This is a genomic window from Hyphomonas sediminis (assembly GCF_019679475.1).
GTDB classification, from domain to species: Bacteria; Pseudomonadota; Alphaproteobacteria; order Caulobacterales; family Hyphomonadaceae; genus Hyphomonas; species Hyphomonas sediminis.
The window spans coordinates 87703-105309 of sequence record NZ_JAIEZP010000001.1 but is presented as its reverse complement, the minus strand read 5'-3'; the positions used below and the strand labels follow the sequence as shown (position 1 = coordinate 105309).

At 63.9% G+C, this 17607-nt stretch carries 16 protein-coding genes; 10 read left to right on the top strand and 6 right to left on the bottom strand.

All coding sequences use genetic code 11. The features are described 5' to 3' along the window. Position 1: 1 nt before the first annotated feature. Complete coding sequence (locus K1X12_RS00530; protein ID WP_439649729.1) at positions 2 to 958, bottom strand: polyprenyl synthetase family protein; 957 nt, start codon at positions 956 to 958, stop codon at positions 2 to 4. Positions 959 to 1185: 227 nt separating this feature from the next. On the opposite strand from K1X12_RS00530, the gene K1X12_RS00525 reads away from it, so the two are divergent. From K1X12_RS00525 to K1X12_RS00480, 10 genes are all read left to right on the top strand, one after another. Continuing rightward, entirely contained in the window at positions 1186 to 1671 is a 486-nt protein-coding gene (locus K1X12_RS00525; RefSeq protein ID WP_220985687.1) for a CC0125/CC1285 family lipoprotein, read from the top strand. Further along, positions 1671 to 1877 carry a putative signal transducing protein gene (locus K1X12_RS00520; protein ID WP_220985686.1) on the top strand — a complete coding sequence of 69 codons (207 nt, stop codon included), beginning with the start codon at positions 1671 to 1673 and terminating at the stop codon, positions 1875 to 1877. The genes K1X12_RS00525 and K1X12_RS00520 overlap by 1 nt, the downstream gene beginning before the upstream one ends. Before the next feature lie 92 nt (positions 1878 to 1969). Then, on the top strand, positions 1970 to 2329 hold the full coding sequence (locus tag K1X12_RS00515; protein WP_220985685.1) for a hypothetical protein: 360 nt from the start codon (positions 1970 to 1972) through the stop codon (positions 2327 to 2329). A 49-nt stretch (positions 2330 to 2378) separates the two neighbouring features. Then, a complete protein-coding gene (gene coaA, locus K1X12_RS00510; RefSeq protein ID WP_220985684.1) occupies positions 2379 to 3341 on the top strand; it encodes a type I pantothenate kinase in 963 nt (320 codons plus the stop codon). Then, positions 3338 to 4078 (top strand): tRNA1(Val) (adenine(37)-N6)-methyltransferase, encoded by a 741-nt coding sequence (locus K1X12_RS00505; RefSeq protein WP_220985683.1) that lies wholly within the window; start codon positions 3338 to 3340, stop codon positions 4076 to 4078. Before coaA ends, K1X12_RS00505 begins: the two co-directional genes overlap by 4 nt. 267 nt (positions 4079 to 4345) lie before the next feature. Continuing rightward, positions 4346 to 5242, top strand: coding sequence for a glycine--tRNA ligase subunit alpha (locus K1X12_RS00500; RefSeq protein ID WP_220985682.1), 897 nt, complete (start codon positions 4346 to 4348; stop codon positions 5240 to 5242). Between the two features lie 8 nt (positions 5243 to 5250). Beyond that, a complete protein-coding gene (gene glyS / locus K1X12_RS00495; protein WP_220985681.1) occupies positions 5251 to 7320 on the top strand; it encodes a glycine--tRNA ligase subunit beta in 2070 nt (689 codons plus the stop codon). 151 nt (positions 7321 to 7471) lie between these two features. Further along, on the top strand, positions 7472 to 10189 hold the full coding sequence (gene ppdK / locus K1X12_RS00490; protein ID WP_220985680.1) for a pyruvate, phosphate dikinase: 2718 nt from the start codon (positions 7472 to 7474) through the stop codon (positions 10187 to 10189). A 450-nt stretch (positions 10190 to 10639) separates the two neighbouring features. Beyond that, positions 10640 to 11800 (top strand): cell wall hydrolase, encoded by a 1161-nt coding sequence (locus tag K1X12_RS00485; RefSeq protein ID WP_225907817.1) that lies wholly within the window; start codon positions 10640 to 10642, stop codon positions 11798 to 11800. Between the two features lie 5 nt (positions 11801 to 11805). Beyond that, complete coding sequence (locus K1X12_RS00480) at positions 11806 to 12462, top strand: O-methyltransferase (RefSeq protein ID WP_220985678.1); 657 nt, start codon at positions 11806 to 11808, stop codon at positions 12460 to 12462. On the opposite strand, the gene K1X12_RS00475 is transcribed toward K1X12_RS00480, so the two are convergent. The 5 genes from K1X12_RS00475 to nadA form a co-directional block, all read right to left on the bottom strand. Then, positions 12463 to 13272: an SDR family oxidoreductase gene (locus K1X12_RS00475; RefSeq protein WP_220985677.1), complete on the bottom strand. Its 810-nt coding sequence runs from the start codon at positions 13270 to 13272 to the stop codon at positions 12463 to 12465. Between the two features lie 59 nt (positions 13273 to 13331). Next, the gene (gene nadC, locus K1X12_RS00470) at positions 13332 to 14186 is read right to left on the bottom strand and encodes a carboxylating nicotinate-nucleotide diphosphorylase (protein ID WP_220985676.1); all 855 of its coding nucleotides are present in this window, start codon (positions 14184 to 14186) and stop codon (positions 13332 to 13334) included. Beyond that, positions 14183 to 15721, bottom strand: a complete 1539-nt coding sequence (locus tag K1X12_RS00465) for an L-aspartate oxidase (protein WP_220985675.1) — start codon at positions 15719 to 15721, stop codon at positions 14183 to 14185. The genes nadC and K1X12_RS00465 overlap by 4 nt, the downstream gene beginning before the upstream one ends. Before the next feature lie 12 nt (positions 15722 to 15733). Then, complete coding sequence (locus K1X12_RS00460; protein WP_220985674.1) at positions 15734 to 16213, bottom strand: hypothetical protein; 480 nt, start codon at positions 16211 to 16213, stop codon at positions 15734 to 15736. A gap of 69 nt (positions 16214 to 16282) precedes the next feature. Next, entirely contained in the window at positions 16283 to 17425 is a 1143-nt protein-coding gene (gene nadA / locus K1X12_RS00455; protein WP_220985673.1) for a quinolinate synthase NadA, read from the bottom strand. Positions 17426 to 17607 lie beyond the last annotated feature (182 nt).

Here is a 17607-nt window from a genome sequence, read left to right as displayed (position 1 = left end):
CCTAGTAAGCCCGGCTCACGCAGAAATCGGCGAGATCTTCCAGTGCGTCGCGGTAAGGCGTTGCGGGCAGGGTGCGCAGCGCGCCCTTGGCCAGGGCGGCATAGGCTTCAGCTTCCTGCACGGTTGCTTCGGCAGCGCCCGTCGCGCGGATCAGGTGCACGGCGTGCGCGAGATCTGAATCTTCCTGCGTCTCCGGGTTCAGGGCTCGGTCCCAGAAGGCCCGGTCCTCATCCGATCCCCGGCGCCGCGCAATGATCACCGGCAGGGTGATCTTGCCTTCCCGGAAATCATCGCCCACCGATTTGCCGATCACGGCAGTCGTGCCGCCATAGTCGAGCACGTCGTCGATGATCTGGAAGGCGAGGCCCAGATTCTTGCCATAGGTCGCCAGCGCCGTTGCATGCGCTTCGCTGCCGGCAGACAGCGCGCCGGTCTCAGCGGCGGCTTCAAACAGGGCGGCTGTCTTGGCTTCCACAATGGCTAGATATTCTTCGGTCGGCAGGTCGCGGCTTGCCATCGCAGCCAGCTGGTGCACTTCGCCTTCGGCAATCACGGTGGAGGCTGTCGCCAGCCGGTTCAGGATGACCAGGCTGTTGGCTTCGACCAGCAGGTTGAAGGCACGCGCAAACAGGAAGTCGCCCACAAGGATCGAGGCCTTGTTGCCCCAGATTGCCTTGGCGGCGGGTTTGCCGCGGCGCAGGTCGCTTTCGTCCACAACGTCGTCATGCAGCAGCGTGGCGGTGTGAATGAACTCGACTGCAGCGGCCAGCGCATGCGTTGCCGCATTTGCCGTGCCCACAGCATGCGCCGAAATCAGCGTGATCATCGGGCGCAGGCGTTTGCCGCCCGCCGAGACGATGTAGCCGGAAAGGTCGGGAATGATCGCCACCGGGCTTGCGGCGCGTGTCGCCAGCAACTGCTCAACGGCGGTCAGGTCGTCTGCGACAAGTGCCTGCATCCGCTCCGTGATCGAGGAGAGCTGGGCCTTGCTCTTCGGTTTGGGCGCGAGGGTCAAAACGGGGGCTCTCCGGCAGAACGGTCGTCAGTTAAGTAAATCTACGCAAATGCCCGCACAACTCGACGTGGCACCGGGCCGCACGCCTTTGAGCGCATTGGCGCCTCTGCGGCAATAGGTTAGCCTGCAACCGCTGGTCCAGTTTGTGCGTTATATGAGGAATGCAGTCCATGAAACATCTGATGCTCGCCCTTGCGGCTGTCACTCTTGCCGCCTGCGCCACGTCGCCGGCCTACGGCCCGGCCGCAAAGGAAGGCGCCATGGGTTACGCGTCCCAGCAGATCGAAACCGGTCGCTATCGCGTATCCTATACAGATGCCGATGCGGGCAAAGGGCGCAATCTGGCGCTGTTGCGGGCGGCTGAGATCACCCTGCTGGATAGCAAGGACTGGTTTGAGGTCACCGCCGAGTATGCCGATACGACACAGGGCCGCTCGGGCGGCTCGTCCATCAGCATCGGTGGCGGCTCCGGTTCCTATGGCCGTTCTTCCGGTGTCGGCGTGGGCGTTGGTATCGGCATTCCGCTGGGCGGGGGCTCCACAGGCAAGACCACGGTCGTCCTGGAAATCGTCACCGGTGCGGGGCCAAAGCCGGACAATGCCGCCGCCTATGATGCCCGCTCGGTCGATATGAACCTTCGCGGCCAGGTCCAGTAATGGAAGAAGTGCTCCGCACCAACGATCCGGTGAAGTTGTCCTATGCCGAACACCTGCTCTCGGAAGCGGGCATCGAGTATTTTGTGGCCGACCGGCATATCTCGGCGGTGGAGGGCAATATCGGTGCGTTTCCGCGCAGGCTGATGGTAAAGGCCGAACAGAAGGCACGCGCCGATGCTGCCCTGGCGGAGTTGAGGCAGGATTAGGCCTTCGCCTTGTTTAACCCTGCGTCGGGCTTGATGCGGGCGCAGAAGTCCGAAAGAGATTCCCCGGCAAATTCACAAGGGGAATCAAAGGGATGCGCGCTGCAATCATCGCGGTAATTCTGGGGGCGGGCGGTGCGCTCACAGGTTGCTCATCCACCGATCTGGCGGCGTTCAATGTCGCCATGCAGGAAGCCAACGGCACCTATTGGCCCGACCAGTCGGACAGCGTGTCCCATGACTGCGCCTCCGGTTATGGCTTTGTGAACGAGTTTTCCGGCGTCAGCGGTGGCGAAGGCTATCTCTATTTCCAGAACTGGGCAGAAGATGGCGCCCTGATCGAAGTTTCCTTCGAGAATGGCAGCGAGTATTCCTTCGACCTTGAATATGGCGAAAAAACCTACACCATCCATGAACATCCCGGCTATGGTTGGAACACCGCTTGGAGTTGCTGATCCCCAGCGGTGGGGGCAGGGCAGCGTGTCGGGGCGCGTGGAATAGAAGATGCCGGTAAACCAGTTTGATCCTGCGGGCTTTTACTCGCCCTACCATGTCTTTGCGGCGGAGGAGTGGGCGCAGTTCCGGGCCGATACGCCCCTGACGCTGACGCAGGATGAGGTCCATCGCCTCTCCTCTCTGCACGAACCTGTGGACCTCGACGAGGTCCGGCGCATCTATCTTTCCCTCTCGCGTCTCCTCTCGACCCATGTCGAGACCACGCAACGCCTGTTTCGCCAGCGCCAGGCCTTCTTCGCCGAAGATATCGTCAAATCGCCCTTTATCATCGGCATGGCGGGCTCGGTCTCGGCCGGCAAGTCGACCACCGCGCGGATCCTGAAGGAACTGCTTGGCCGCTGGCCGTCCAGCCCGAAGGTTGATCTCGTCACCACCGATGGCTTCCTCCTGCCCAACGCGATCCTCAATGCCGAGGGCCTGATGCAGCGCAAGGGCTTCCCGGAAAGCTATGATGTCGGCGCGCTCCTGCGCTTCCTCTCGGGCATCAAGTCCGGCCAGCGCCATGTCCGCGCGCCGGTCTATTCCCACATGACCTATGACGTGATCCCCGGCGAATACGTCACGGTCGATCAGCCCGACATCCTCATCTTCGAGGGCCTCAACGTGCTCCAGCCGCGCGACCTGCCGCGCGATGGCAAGATCGTGCCCTTCCTGTCGGACTTCTTCGACTTCTCGATCTATATCGATGCCGACGAAGACCTGCTGCGCGAATGGTATATTGCCCGCTTCATGCGCCTGCGCGAAACGGCGTTTCGCAGCCCAGAATCCTACTTCCACCGCTATTCCACCTTCTCTGAAACCGAAGCGCTGCAGACCGCCATTGCGCTCTGGGAAAACATCAACCTGAAGAACCTGCACGAAAATATCCTGCCCACCCGCCCGCGGGCCGATCTGATCCTGCGCAAGGGCGCGGGCCATCTGGTCACCGAGGTCGCGCTGAGGCGGCTATGACCGGCAGTCGCGACACCACAGAAGACACCGTCTATCAGGGCCGCGTCCGGCTGGTTCAGCCGGTGAAGGGGTTCCGCGCGGGCTTCGATTCCCTGCTGCTGTCGGCGGCGCTCCCGGTGCTGGAAAAAGGCGAAGCGCTAGAGCTTGGCTGCGGCTGCGGCGGCGCGTTGCTGCCCTCGGCCTTCCGGATGCCCGGCGCCGCCTTCACTGGCATCGAAATGATGCAGGACGTTGCCGAAATGGCCCGCCAGGGCGCCGCCCTGAACGGCTTTGCCGCGCGCGTCACCGTCGAAAACGCCGAAGCCTCCGATTGGGTTACGCCCCACGAAAACCGCTTCGATCTGGTCTTCGCCAATCCGCCCTATTTCGAGCCCGGCAAGATCTCCGAGCCGGGGGAGGGCAAGGTGCCCGCCTATGTCGAAACCCTCTCTCTGGAAGGCTGGATCAAGGCGATGGTCCATGCCGCCCGGCCCCGCGCGCCGATCATCCTTGTCCACCGCGCTGCCGAGCTGGCCCGCATCCTTGCCCAGCTTGACCGGCAGGCGGGCGAGATCACCGTGCTGCCCGTCGCCTCCAAGGCCGGCGAGCCTGCCCGCCGCGTGCTGGTGCGCGGCCGCAAGGGGCTGAAACGCGGCCCGCTCACCCTCTTGCCGGCGCTGGTCACCCATACTGAGGACGGCGCCGCCCGCACACCCGCTGCCCAGGCGGTCGTGGAAGGCCGCCCCCTCGCCTGGTAGGGCCGATTTCGCCTTGATCCCGGCCGCCGAGCCCCCAATCTCCATACGTATGGGCAGCTCACAAAACGGAGGCGGCCTCCATGTTCACATTCCTCTACCTCGTCAGCCTCGTCTTCGGTCTTGCCATCGCCATCTACGGCGCCTTCGGCCAGCGCGACTTTGACGATTCAGGACGCAAGAAACGCAAATAGTCTCCCGCTTGCGGCGGTTGCGAAGTTTCGCGGTCAGCGCTAGTCCCGCTGGGAACGATCCCACCGGAAGAATGCCATGTCCCCGCCCAAGGCCCACGCCAAGCCGAAATCCTTTCAGGAACTCATCCTGACGCTCCAGACCTACTGGTCCGCCCAGGGCTGCGCCATCCTGCAGCCATACGACATGGAAGTCGGCGCCGGCACGCTCCACCCCGCCACCGTCCTGCGTGCGCTCGGGCCCAAGAACTGGCGCGCCGCCTATGTTCAGCCCAGCCGCCGCCCCAAGGACGCCCGCTATGGCGAAAACCCCAACCGGCTCGGCCATTACTACCAGTATCAGGTCATCCTGAAGCCGAACCCGGCAAACCTGCAGGACCTCTACCTGGAGAGCCTCTACTGCATCGGCATCGACCCGCTCATCCATGACATCCGTTTCGTGGAAGACGATTGGGAAAACCCGACCGTCGGCGCCTGGGGGCTTGGCTGGGAAGTCTGGTGCGATGGCATGGAAGTCAGCCAGTATACCTATTTCCAGCAGGTCGGCGGCCTCGACGTGTTCCCCGTCTCCGGCGAGCTGACCTACGGTCTCGAACGCCTCGCCATGTATGTCTTCGGCGTCGACAATGTGTACAACCTGCCATTCAACGATCCGGCCTCGGAAGTCCCGCTCACCTATGGCGATGTCTTCCTCGAAAACGAGCGCCAGCAATCGGCCTTCAATTTCGAGTATTCCGATGTCGAGATGCTGAAGCGCTGGTTTGTCGATTGTGAAAGCCAATCCAAGGCGCTGCGCGAAGCAGGCAAGCCGCTCGTCGCCTATGATTATGCGCTCAAAGCGTCCCACACCTTCAACCTGATCGACGCCCGCGGCGCGATTTCACCCACCGAGCGCCAGGCCTATATCGCCCGCGTTCGCGACCTCACGCGCGGGGCCGCTGCTCAGTGGGCTGAACAAGAAGCCGCGCGGAGCTGAGAGACCCCATGTCTGAACTTCTGATCGAACTCTTCTCCGAAGAAATCCCCGCGCGCATGCAGGCAAAGGCCGAGGCCGACCTGCTGGCCGCGCTCACGGCAAAGCTGAAAGAGGCTGGCCTTGGCTGGAAGAATGCCTTCGCCGTATCCGGCCCGCGCCGCCTCACGGCGGTGATCGAGGGGCTCGACGCCCACTCCGCCGATGTGCGCGAAGAGAAGAAAGGCCCCAAGGTCGGCGCGCCGGAACAGGCCATCGCGGGCTTCCTGCGCGGCGCCGGCCTGAAAGACATCAGCGAAGCGGAAATCGCCTCCGATCCCAAGAAGGGCGACTTCTACGTCGCCTACATCACAACGCCGGGTCGCAACGCCACGGACGTGATCGCCGAGGCCGTGCCCGCCATCATCCGGGATTTCCATTGGCCCAAATCCATGCGCTGGGGCACCGGCGAGATGCGCTGGGTCCGCCCGCTGCAAGGCATCGTCTGCGTGCTCGATGGCGTGGTCGTCCCGTTTGAAGTCGGCGGCGTTGCCAGCGGCAACACGACCGAAGGCCACCGCGTCCATGGCCGTGGTCCGTACACGGTTACGGGGTGGGCGGACTACAAGGCCCAGCTTGAAGGGAAGGGGCATGTCGTCCTCTCCCGCGATGATCGCCGCCAGACCATTCTTGATGGTATCGCCAAAGTCTGCGCCGATGCTGGCCTTGAATGGATCGAGGACAAGGGGCTTCTGGAAGAAGTCACCGGCCTTGCCGAATGGCCCGTGGTCATCCTTGGACAGATGGACGCAGGGTTCCTGGACCTGCCGCCGGAAGTCATCACGCTTTCCATGCGCACCCACCAGAAATACTTTGCGGCCAACACGAAGAAGACCGGCAAGCTGGCGCCAAACTTCATCGTCGTGGCCAATATCACCGCCAGCGATGGCGGCGTGAAGATTGCTGAGGGCAATGCCCGCGTGCTGTCGGCTCGCCTGTCAGACGCCCGCTTCTTCTGGGAGAAGGACAAGGCAACCCCGCTCGAAGTCATGGGCGAAAAGCTGAAGACCATCGCCTTCAAGGAAGAACTCGGCTCACTCGGTGACAAGGTGGAGCGCGTCGCCGCGCTCGCCCGCGAACTCGCCCCGAAAGTCGGCGCAGACCCGGCGCTGGCCGAACGCGCCGCGCGCCTCGCAAAAGCTGACCTCGTCTCCGAAATGGTCGGCGAGTTCCCGGAGCTTCAGGGCGTCATGGGGCGGTATTATGCCCTCGCCGCAGGCGAAGACCCACGCGTCGCCGACGCCATCCGCGACCACTACAAACCCCAAGGCCCCAGCGACTCCGTTCCGGCAGAGCCGGTCTCCATCGCCGTTGCGCTGGCCGACAAGCTCGACACCCTTGTCGGCTTCTGGGCGATTGATGAAAAGCCCACGGGCTCGAAAGACCCGTTTGCGCTGCGGAGAGCGGCGTTGGGTGTTGTTCGTTCTATTCTCGACGCCGAAATACGACTGCCTCTTAGAAGTTCGATGAAGGCGGCAGGTCAGGAATTCCCTGAGTTCAAATCTGGCAAGGCATATGACCTTGAGTTCTTCTTCGCCGACCGCCTCAAGCAAGTCCTCCGCGACCAGGGCAAGCGTCACGACCTGATCGACGCCGTCTTCGCCCTCGGCGAGGACGATCTCGTCCTCATCGTCAAACGGGTTGAGGCGCTCGCCGCCTTCCTGGCGACCGATGACGGGGCCAACCTGCTCGCCGGCTATCGCCGCGCGGCCAACATCCTGAAGGCCGAAGAGAAGAAGGGCGCGCTGCCCGAGGGGCTCAAGGTCGATCCCGCCCTCATCGGCAAGGGGCCGAAGGAAGAACAGGCGCTCTGGAGCGCGCTGGAAGTGGCCCAAGGCAAGCTCGCCGCGCCGCTCGCCGCAGAGGACTTTGCCGGGGCCATGTCGGTCCTTTCGGTCCTTCGCGCGCCGGTCGATGCCTTCTTCGAGGGCGTGATGGTCAACGATTCGGATGCCAAAGTGCGGGAAAACCGCCTCGCGCTGCTCGTCGCCGTGCGCGACGCGCTGCACAAGGTCGCCGATTTCTCGAAGATTGAGGGCTGAAAAGGGGGCGGCAACCTTGTCACCCTGCGTCATGGGCTCCCGTGACGATTGCGTGACTGGCATTTCGCTCGCTGTTGCAGCATAGGACTTGCAGGCTGGCTACCGGGGCCGGTGGCCGGAAGATCAAAGCTGAACACGGGGAACGCTTCGTATGAGCAACGCCGCAGTAAAAAACGCTGACGAAACATGGGTTTACGCTTTCGGAGGTGGCACCGCAGATGGCGATGCCTCCATGCGCAACCTTCTGGGCGGGAAGGGCGCCAACCTTGCCGAAATGGCAAAGCTTGGCCTGCCAGTGCCCCCCGGCTTTACGATTTCGACGGCGGTTTGCGTCGCTTATTATGAAACGGGCCGGGTTTATCCCGCCACGCTCGAAGCCCAGACCGCCGCCGCGCTGGCCGATCTTGAGGCCAAGACGGGCAAGGGTTTCGGCGATCCGGCAAACCCGCTCCTCGTCTCCGTCCGCTCGGGCGCCCGCGCCTCGATGCCGGGCATGATGGACACGGTCCTCAATCTCGGCCTCAATGAAGAAGTCGCCGCCGGCCTCGCTGGCAAGGCAGGCGAACGCTTCGCCTATGACAGCTACCGCCGCTTCATCCAGATGTATTCCAACGTCGTGCTCGGCATGGGCCATGACGAGTTCGAACACATCCTGGACGACTATAAGGAGCGCGAGGGCCTCGACCTCGACACCGACCTGTCCGCCGACAACTGGAAGGAAGTCATCGTCCGCTACAAGGACGCCGTCCTGAAAGTCCTCGGCCGTCCGTTCCCGGAAGACCCGCGCGAACAGCTCTGGGGCGCCATCTCGGCCGTCTTCAATTCCTGGATGTCCGATCGCGCGATCATCTATCGCAAGCTGAACGACATTCCCGAAAGCTGGGGCACGGCCGTCAACGTCCAGTCCATGGTGTTCGGAAACCTTGGCGACACGTCGGCCACGGGCGTTGCCTTCACGCGCGACCCGTCCAACGGCTCGCCCATCTTCTATGGCGAATACCTGATCAACGCGCAGGGCGAAGACGTGGTCGCGGGCATCCGCACCCCGGCGCCGATCTCGCGTGAGCGCGCCAACACGCTTGGTTCATCGGATGCCCCGCTCGAAGAGGCGATGCCGCCGGTCTACAAACAGCTGATCGACGTCGCCGAGACGCTGGAGCGCCACTACAAGGACATGCAGGACATCGAGTTCACCGTCGAAGACGGCACGCTCTACATGCTGCAGACTCGCAACGGCAAACGCACTGCCGCCGCCGCCGTCAAGATCGCCGTGGACATGGTCCGCGAAGGTCTGATCACGGAAGAAGAAGCGCTCCTGCGCATCGATCCGGCGGCGCTCGACCAGCTGCTCCACCCGCGCATCCCGTCGGATGACGAGAACAAGAAAGCCGGCAAACCGGCCTATGACGTGGCCTTCAAGGGCCTGCCGGCCAGCCCTGGCGCTGCGGTTGGCCGCGTCGTGTTCGATTCCGAAGAGGCGTTCAATCTCGCTGCCAAGGGGGAGGATGTCATCCTCGTCCGTGTCGAGACGAGCCCGGATGACATCAAGGGCATGCACGCTGCCCGCGCCATCGTCACCGCCCGTGGCGGCATGACCAGCCACGCTGCCGTCGTCGCGCGCGGCATGGGGCGGCCCTGCGTCTGCGGTGCGTCCGACCTGCGCATCGATGTCGCCAAAGGCGAATTCACCGCCCGTGGCCGCACCTTCAAGAAGGGCGACTTCATCACCGTCGACGGCGTCAATGGCCGCGTCATTGCCGGCGGCGTCGAGCTGATCAATCCGGATCTCTCCGGCGATTTCGGTGAGCTGATGGGCTGGGCCGACAAGCGCCGCAAGCTGAAGGTTCGCGCCAACGCCGAAACCCCGCTGGACACGCGCACCGCTGTCGAGTTCGGCGCCGAAGGCGTCGGCCTCTGCCGCACCGAACACATGTTCTTCGAGGAAGAGCGCATCCCGGCGGTGCGCACGATGATCCTTTCCAATGACGAGGCGGGCCGCCGCGAGGCGCTTGCCAAGCTGCTCCCCATGCAGCGGTCCGACTTTGAGGAAATCTTCCGCATCCTGGGCGAGCGCCCGGCCACCATCCGCCTGCTCGATCCGCCGCTGCACGAATTCCTGCCGCATACCGATGAAGACATCGCCGGTGTTGCCAAGGCTTCCGGCCTCAGCGCCGAGGAGCTGCGCCGCCGCGCGGCTGACCTGCATGAGTCCAACCCCATGCTCGGCCATCGCGGCTGCCGTCTCGGCATCACCTATCCGGAGATCTACGAGATGCAGGCCCGCGCCATCTTCGAGGCGGCGGTCAATGTCTCGAAAGAAGGCGAGTTCAAGCCGGTTCCGGAAGTCATGATCCCGCTGGTGGCCACCCACCGCGAGCTCGACATCCTGAAGAAGCTGGTCGACGAAACGGCCAGGAAAGTCTTCGCTGAAACCGGTGTCACGCTCGACTATATGGTCGGCACGATGATCGAGCTGCCGCGCGCAGCGCTGGCTGCGGGCGAGATCGCCGAAGCGGCTGAATTCTTCTCCTTCGGCACCAACGATCTGACGCAGACGACGCTGGGTATTTCCCGCGACGATGCCGGCAAATTCCTGCCTGCCTATTCAGAGAAGGGGATCTACGAAAAGGACCCGTTCGTAACACTTGACCAGGATGGCGTAGGGGAACTTATTAAGATCGCAGCCGAGCGCGGCCGCAAGACTCGGGCCGATATCAAGCTCGGAATCTGCGGTGAACACGGCGGAGATCCGGCTTCTGTGGAATTCTGCCACCGTGCGGGCCTCGATTATGTGTCCTGCTCGCCTTACCGGGTGCCGATTGCGCGTCTCGCAGCGGCACAGGCGGCCGTCCGCGAGGCAAAAAAATAGGCACATTTCCGGGATTCCGCTCAAGAATCCGTGCCGCTTGATCGTTGCATTTCAGCAACAATCTTCCAGTGAGTTGAAGATGAACGGGGTCCGCAGTGGCCCCGTTTTTCTTTTATTTTTCAGATAATTACATCGAATTATTCACGCGTCGCGCGAAATCCGCGATTCGGCTCAGCCCCAAGGCTATCTGAATTGTCACTCAGGAAACTGGCTGAAATATTGCTAGATAGTTGCGGGTGGGCCAATTCCCTCCAGTCCCGAACGGGGCCGGCCGGGTACATGCGGCCTCATTAGAAACGAATAAATCTCGAAAACCCCGGGGTCCGAGGCAGAGCATAACTGCCGGCCGGGGAAAGAGGAGCGGTGATGTTAAGGTTTCTTAAACCAGGCCGGGCCAGTGTATTCCGGGTTAATGGGCTGCGTGAAAAGCTCACACGGTGGTGGCTCGGTATGACTGACCAGGAACAGCGTGATGTCTTCATCCGCGGCGGCATGATTGCCGTTGTCGCGGTGACTGCGTCCGTTTCTCTTCCCGCAATTTCCCAACAGCAGGCCGACCTGCGCGCCGACGCGGAATTCCGCGCCGAGGCGGGGCGTCTGGCCATGTATGAAGATGGTGGCCTTGCCGTGCGCACGGCCAGCCACACGCCGGGCCTGCTCGACACGCCCTGGCTGCGCACCGTCGAATACACCCTGAAGCGCGACATCGATTCTTCGATGAGCCGCTATGCGATGCGCGACCGCGATGGCGCGGCGCTTGCCTCGCTTGCCTCTTTCCGTCCTGACCAGATCCAGCGCGCCGAGACCATCGATGCCGAGCTGATGTGTATGGCGCAGGCTGTCTATTATGAATCGGGTCACGAGCCGGTCGAAGGCCAGCTTGCCGTTGCCGAAGTCATTTCCAACCGTGTCCGCGATCATCGCTATCCTGACACGGTTTGCGATGTGGTCTTCCAGGGCGCGACCCGCACCACCGGTTGCCAGTTCACCTTCACGTGCGATGGCGCGATGAAGAAACAGCCGGTCGGTGAAGCCTGGGAGCGTTCCAGGCGCGTTGCCGCCCATGTCATGATGGGCCTGAATGAAGACCGCACCGACGGCGCCACTCATTATCACGCCACCTATGTTGATCCGGTCTGGAATGCTGGCCTGATCAAGACCAAAAAGGTCGGCCTGCACATCTTCTACCGCTTCCCGCGCGGCGCCGAATGGGCGAGCGTGGAGCGCAACTTCGAAGCCCGCAAACGCCAGACCGAGCTGCGCCTGGCAGCGCTGGACGCGGCGAAGGAAGCCGACATGGCCGCCCTTGATGAAGGCCTGCTCTTCGCAGACGCTTCCAGCGCGGCAGACGACACCTATTACACCGTCACCCCGACCGTTGCGCCCGCCGGCGTCACCACCTCGACCCGCACAGTCCAGGCCCCTGCGCCGCGCCTGATGTCGGTCCAGACGGTCAAGGCAGACGCTGCCGTGAAGCCGGCTGTTGCCGAGGCTGCCCCGGCGCCGGTTCAGGAAAACGCAGAGGCAGGCGCAGAAGTTCCCGCCGCTGTCGTCGTGGACGAATACATGGCCCGCCAGATCGCCCAGGCCCGGGCAACCGCCGGCCAATAAGGCCCATGCCTGACAATCAGACCTTTGAGGCCGTCGATCAGTTCATCGACGGCCTTTTTGCATCCGAAGACGCCGCCCTGCGCCGCCTCCGCCAGCGGGCCGCTGCAGAAGGCCTCCCGCACATCGAAGTGTCGGCCGGGCAGGGCAAGCTGCTTTACCTGCTCGCAAAGCTCATCGGCGCCCGCCGCATTCTGGAGATCGGCACGCTCGGCGGCTATTCCGGCATCTGGCTTGGCCGCGCGCTGCCGCCCGAGGGCGAGCTGGTGACGCTGGAGCTTTCCGAAGCCTACGCCGCCTTTGCGCGCGCGTCCTTCAATGAGGCAGGCCTGGGTGGGCAGACGGTCATTCTCACCGGTCCGGCCCTGCAAAACCTGCCGAGCCTGATCGGGCCGTTCGATCTCGTCTTCCTGGATGCGAACAAGGATGATTACCCGGCCTATTTTGCCGAGGCCGCGCGCCTCCTGCGGCCGGGCGGGCTCTTGCTGGCAGATAATGTCGTGCGCAAGGGCGCCGTTCTTGATCCGCCAGCGGATGATCCGATGGCAAACGGCGCGGCGCAATTCCTCGCCGCGCTCGCCGCCCATCCGGAATTTGAATCCATTGTGTTACAGCAGGTCGGCATCAAGGGGCATGATGGCCTTGCCCTCGCGCGCCGGCGCTGATCAGGCGCGTGGCGGCACGTTCTTGCGGATCGCCTTGCGCACCATGCCCGGCAGCCAGCGCGTCATGAAGCGTGCCCGGTCGGCCTCGGCGCCCACCATGTAATAGATGTCGTCGCCATGCACGGCGTCCCACACTTTCTCTGCCGCCATGGAAACGGGGTAAACCTTCGCGCCATTGGCTTTCATCTGGTCGGACATTTTCTCGTTCGCGCCTTCCTTGCTGCCCATTTCAAGGATCGGGGTATCCACGAACCAGGGCATCAGGGTCGTCACGCGAATGCCAAGGTCGCGGAACTCCGCGTCCAGCGCTTCGGTCAGTCCGCGTACGGCCCATTTGGAGGCGGAGTAGACCGACAGCTGCGGCGCTCCGACGATGCCAGCCGAAGAGGCGGTGTTGACGATGCGCGCGCCTGGCGTTGCCTTCAGCAGGGGCAGGGCGGCATACACGCCATTGATCACGCCCTTCACATTGATGTCGATCACAAGGTCGGAATCTTCGGGCGGAATGTCCTCAAACCAGCCATGGCGGCCAATCCCGGCATTGTTGAACAGGGCGTCCATCTTGCCGCCGGTCGCCTCGCTGAAGCCGGCCATGGCGGCGGTCCAGTCGGCCCGCTGCGTCACGTCCAGCTTCGCCATATGGCAATTGTCGGCGCCGATTTCGGCGGCAACGGCCTTCAGGCCCATTTCGTTGAGGTCATAGAGGCCGCAGAACCAGCCCTTGCGGGCGAAGTAGCGCGCCGTTTCCGCGCCGATGCCTGAGGCTGCGCCTGTGATGAAGATTGCCTTGCGGCCGTTTGCGCGCGCCATGTCTGTCCTCCCGCCGGTTTATTTGTCACTGGTCATGCCAGTCTTTCCGGCGGCAACTGTCAGACGACATCGAGCCCCAGGTCAAGGTTCGGTGCAGAATGCGTCAGCGCGCCGGACGAAATAAAGTCCACGCCCGTCTCGGCAATCGCGCCGACCGTCTCAAGGGTTACCCCACCGGAAGCCTCCAGCGTCACCCGCCCGGCGGTCAGGCGCACAGCCTCGCGCAGCTGGTCGAGGTTCATATTGTCCAGCAGCACGGCATGCGGCCCATGCTTCAGCGCTTCTTCCAATTGCGCCAGCGTGTCGACCTCCACTTCGATCATCCGCAGGTGCCCGGCATAGGCTTTCGCCCGCGCCAGCGTCGCCGCGATCGATCCGCCGCAGGCGGCAATGTGATTGTCCTTGATGAGGATTGCGTCATCCAGGCCATAGCGGTGCGAGGTGCCTCCGCCACAGCGCACGGCCCGCTTCTCCAGCGCCCGGTGGCCCGGCGTCGTCTTCCGTGTGCAGACAACGCGCGCCTTGGTGTGGGAAACAGCGTCCACATATTGCCGCGTCAGGCTGGCCACGCCGGAAAGCCGCCCCAGGAAGTTCAGCATCGTGCGCTCGGCAATCAGGATGGAGCGCGCAGAGCCAGACAGCCGCGCCACCACATCGCCCGGCGTCAGCGCGCTGCCATCGGGCTTCTCGATCTGCAGTTTCAGGTCCGGGTCCACCAGCTGCGCCGAATAAGCGGCGGCGTCGAGCCCCGCGATCACGCCCGGCTTGCGCGCCGCGATCACGACGGACAGTTGTGTCTCCGGCGGAATGGTCGCGTCCGTCGTCAGGTCGCCCGCCCGGCCAAGGTCTTCGGCCAGCGCCAGCCGAACGATCGGATCAAGGATGATCGGCGAAAGGGGAGGGATGTAGGTCATATGACGAGCGCCTCGCGGGCTGGGGGTAGAAGGAACTGGCGCTCTGGCGCGCCGGTCTCGGGATAGTCGGAGCGGAAATGCCCGCCGCGGCTTTCGGTGCGCGCCAGCGCCCCGCTCGCGATCAGGCGCGCCGCCGTCAGCGCCGCTGCGCCCGGCGCCGCCGTCTCCAGCCGCTCGATCAGGTCCAGCAGCGCCGTCAGCCCCGCTGCATTGCGCACCACGCCGCACTCGCGCGACATCGCTTCGCGCAAGCTCAGCATGTCCGCCTCGGCCAGTCTCGGCGTGGTATAGCCTTCGCTCGCCCCCGCTTCGGCAAGGTCAGCGTCGCGCAGGCGCCGCGCAATCCGCTCGGCAAACACCACCGCTTCCAGCAGCGAGTTCGAGGCAAGCCGGTTGGCCCCATGCGCGCCGGTAGCGGAACATTCTCCGCAGACGGAAAGTCCCTCCAGCGTCGATTTCCCCCAGAGGTCCGCCACGATGCCGCCCATATGGTAATGCGCCGCCGGGGCGACCGGGATCATCTGCGTGCGCGGGTCAATCCGCGCGCTCATGCAGGCGCCAAACACGGTCGGGAAATGGTGCGGGAATGCCTCGCCCACGGCCTTGGTACAGTCGAGGAATGCGCCGCGCCCGGCGGCCCGCTCGGCATGGATCGCCCGGGCAACCTCATCGCGCGGGGCAAGCTCCGCCAGCGGATGATAGTCCGCCATGAAGGCGCGCCCGTCGCTATTGTGCAGCGTTGCGCCTTCCCCGCGCAGCGCCTCGGTGGCCAGTGGGGCAGGGTCGCGGCCAATGTCGATACCGGTCGGGTGGAACTGCACGAATTCAAGGTCGGCCATCAGCGCGCCGGCCCGGCGCGCCATGGCGATGGCCTCGCCCTGGGCTTCCTTCGGATTGGTGGTCACGCGGTAAAGCCCGCCCGAGCCGCCAGTGCACATCACCGTTTCCCGCGCCGTCTTCACGTATGGCCGCCCGGTCGTTCCGCGCAGCACAACGCCCGCGATCCTGCCATTGCGGTCCTGCAGCAGGCTCTCGGCCCGCGCGCCCTCGATCAGTTCGATATGGTCGGCGGCGGCCACGGCAGCCACCAGCGCGTCCATGATCGCCTTGCCCGCAAGGTCGCCGGAAACGCGCGCCACGCGCGGATGGGAATGGGCCGCTTCCAGCGACAGGGCAAGCTGTCCGTCCGGCGTGCGGTCAAACGGAACGCCCAGCGTGATCAGGTCGCGCACACGCGCCGGGCCTTCCTCGGCGATGAGGCGCGCCACCAGCGGGTCCACCAGCCCGGCGCCCGCGGCCACCGTGTCGTCCGCATGCTGAGCAGGGGAGTCGAGCGGATGCAGCGCGGCCGCGAGGCCACCTTGTGCCCATGCGGAGGAAGAGGCCTGCCCCAGCGGCGCCGGAGAAACCACCACGCAGGGGCGCGGCGCCAGCTTCAGCGCCAGGAAAAGCCCGGCCAGGCCCGCCCCGACGATCAGCACGTCGGTCACGGCTCCGGCGCCGGCCGGCAGGCGGTTATCAGCCCCTGAAAACATGGTCAGATCCGATCAGGAAATACCGTCATTCGCCCGGCGGAACTCCACCGGAGCCGTGACGGCAGAGACGAGCGCGCCGAACATCCGTTCGTGCGACTGGATCGTCAGCGTGAAATTGTCAGGCACATAGAGCAGGCCCTCGGTCTTGCTTTCCAGCATCTCCTCGATGGTGGAGCGGATCGACACCTGGTCGCCAAACCGGCGCGCCTCGCAGGACTGGCGCACAACGGAGCGGCCCCACATGGAGCACATTTCCACGGCGGTCAGCTCGCAGGCATAGCGTCCTTCATCGGGGTGCGGGGTAAGCCGCATGGTGCCGCTCATCACGCATTCCCCGCCGCGATAGGGGCTGGTCTGGAAGCTCCAGGCGCCAAGCACATCGCTCGGGTCCTTGCCCGTGCCTTTGTCCTTGCCGGAGTTGGCCAGCGCCGAGCCAGCCACAAGGCTCGCCAGAACCAGCGCGGCAACGGCGCGCCCGCCGAACTTAAGCATGGACATCCCTCCTGAACACGCCTGTCCAGTTCATCCCTGAGGCCCCCCTCTGGCAACCCGGTTTCCGCACTAGATAACCAGTTCCAGTTCCATTGGCTTGAGGCCGGTCTTGAATGCCAGCGGCTTGTCCATTTTCGGCAGGGCCAGCATCGCGTCCAGCGCCGCTTTCGCGTGCACGCGCACATCCTCTGGAATGGTCACCTCATGCTCGCCCGTCATCAGGCAGTCATAGATGTTTTCCAGCGTGATGCGCTTCATGTGCGGGCAGAGATTGCAGGGGCGGATGAAGTTCACGCCCGGATTTTCCGCCGCCACATTGTCGCTCATCGAGCATTCGGTCAGCAGCACCACCTTGGACGGCTTGTTGTCCGCCACATAGCTCGCCAGCGCTGAGGTCGATCCGGCAAAGTCGGCGGCCTCCAGCACGTCGGGCGGGCATTCGGGGTGGGCCAGCACGATCACGCCCGGATGGGCTTCGCGCAGCTGCGTCACATCCTCTGCCGAAAACTGCTCATGCACTTCGCAGGCGCCCGGCCAGGTCAGGATGCGGATACCCGTCTGCGCGGCCACATTCTTGGCCAGGTATTGGTCGGGCACCAGGATCACGGTGTCCGAATTCCATTCCTTGGCGATGGCTTCCACCACCTGCGCCGCGTTGGAGCTGGTGCAGGTAATGTGGCACTCGGCTTTCACGTCCGCCGTGCAGTTCACATAGGTCACGATCGGATAGTCCGGGAACTTCTCCTTGATCAGGCGCACATCGGCGCCCGTGATCGAGCTTGCCAGCGAGCAGCCTGCCTCCAGCGAGGGGATCAGCACGGTCTTCTCCGGCGCGAGGATCTTGGAGGTCTCGGCCATGAAGTGCACGCCGGCCTGAACGATCACGCTCTGCTCCACTTTCGCGGCTTCGCGCGCCAGCTGCAGGCTGTCGCCCCGGAAGTCGCCCACCAGGCTGAAGATGTCCGGCGTCATGTAATTATGCGCCAGGATCACCGCATTTTTCTCGCGCTTCAGCCGGTTGATACCGGCCACCAGCGGCGCAATTGCGGGCCATTCCATCGGCGTGATGAAGTCCTGGACCAGCGGGTAAAGCGGGTCGGTTTCGGCTTTCACCGCATCATCATAAAAGAGACCGCGCGTTTCAGCGGCAGATTTGCCGCGCAGCGGGGTAGGGGTCGGGCAGCCGGGACCAGAGTCGATCAAACGCGCCATAATGTACCTCCTTCGACCAACCGAGCTATTTATGCTCGATTTGAGTATAAGTTAGGCCTGAAAAGAAGCATTTCAAGGGGCGCCCTCAAAATGCTTACCGGTCCAGGGCTCTTCCGCGACAGGGATGTGATCCTTATGCGCAGTCTGAGCAAAAGGGTGTCTACCGAATCGGAGCCCCAAAC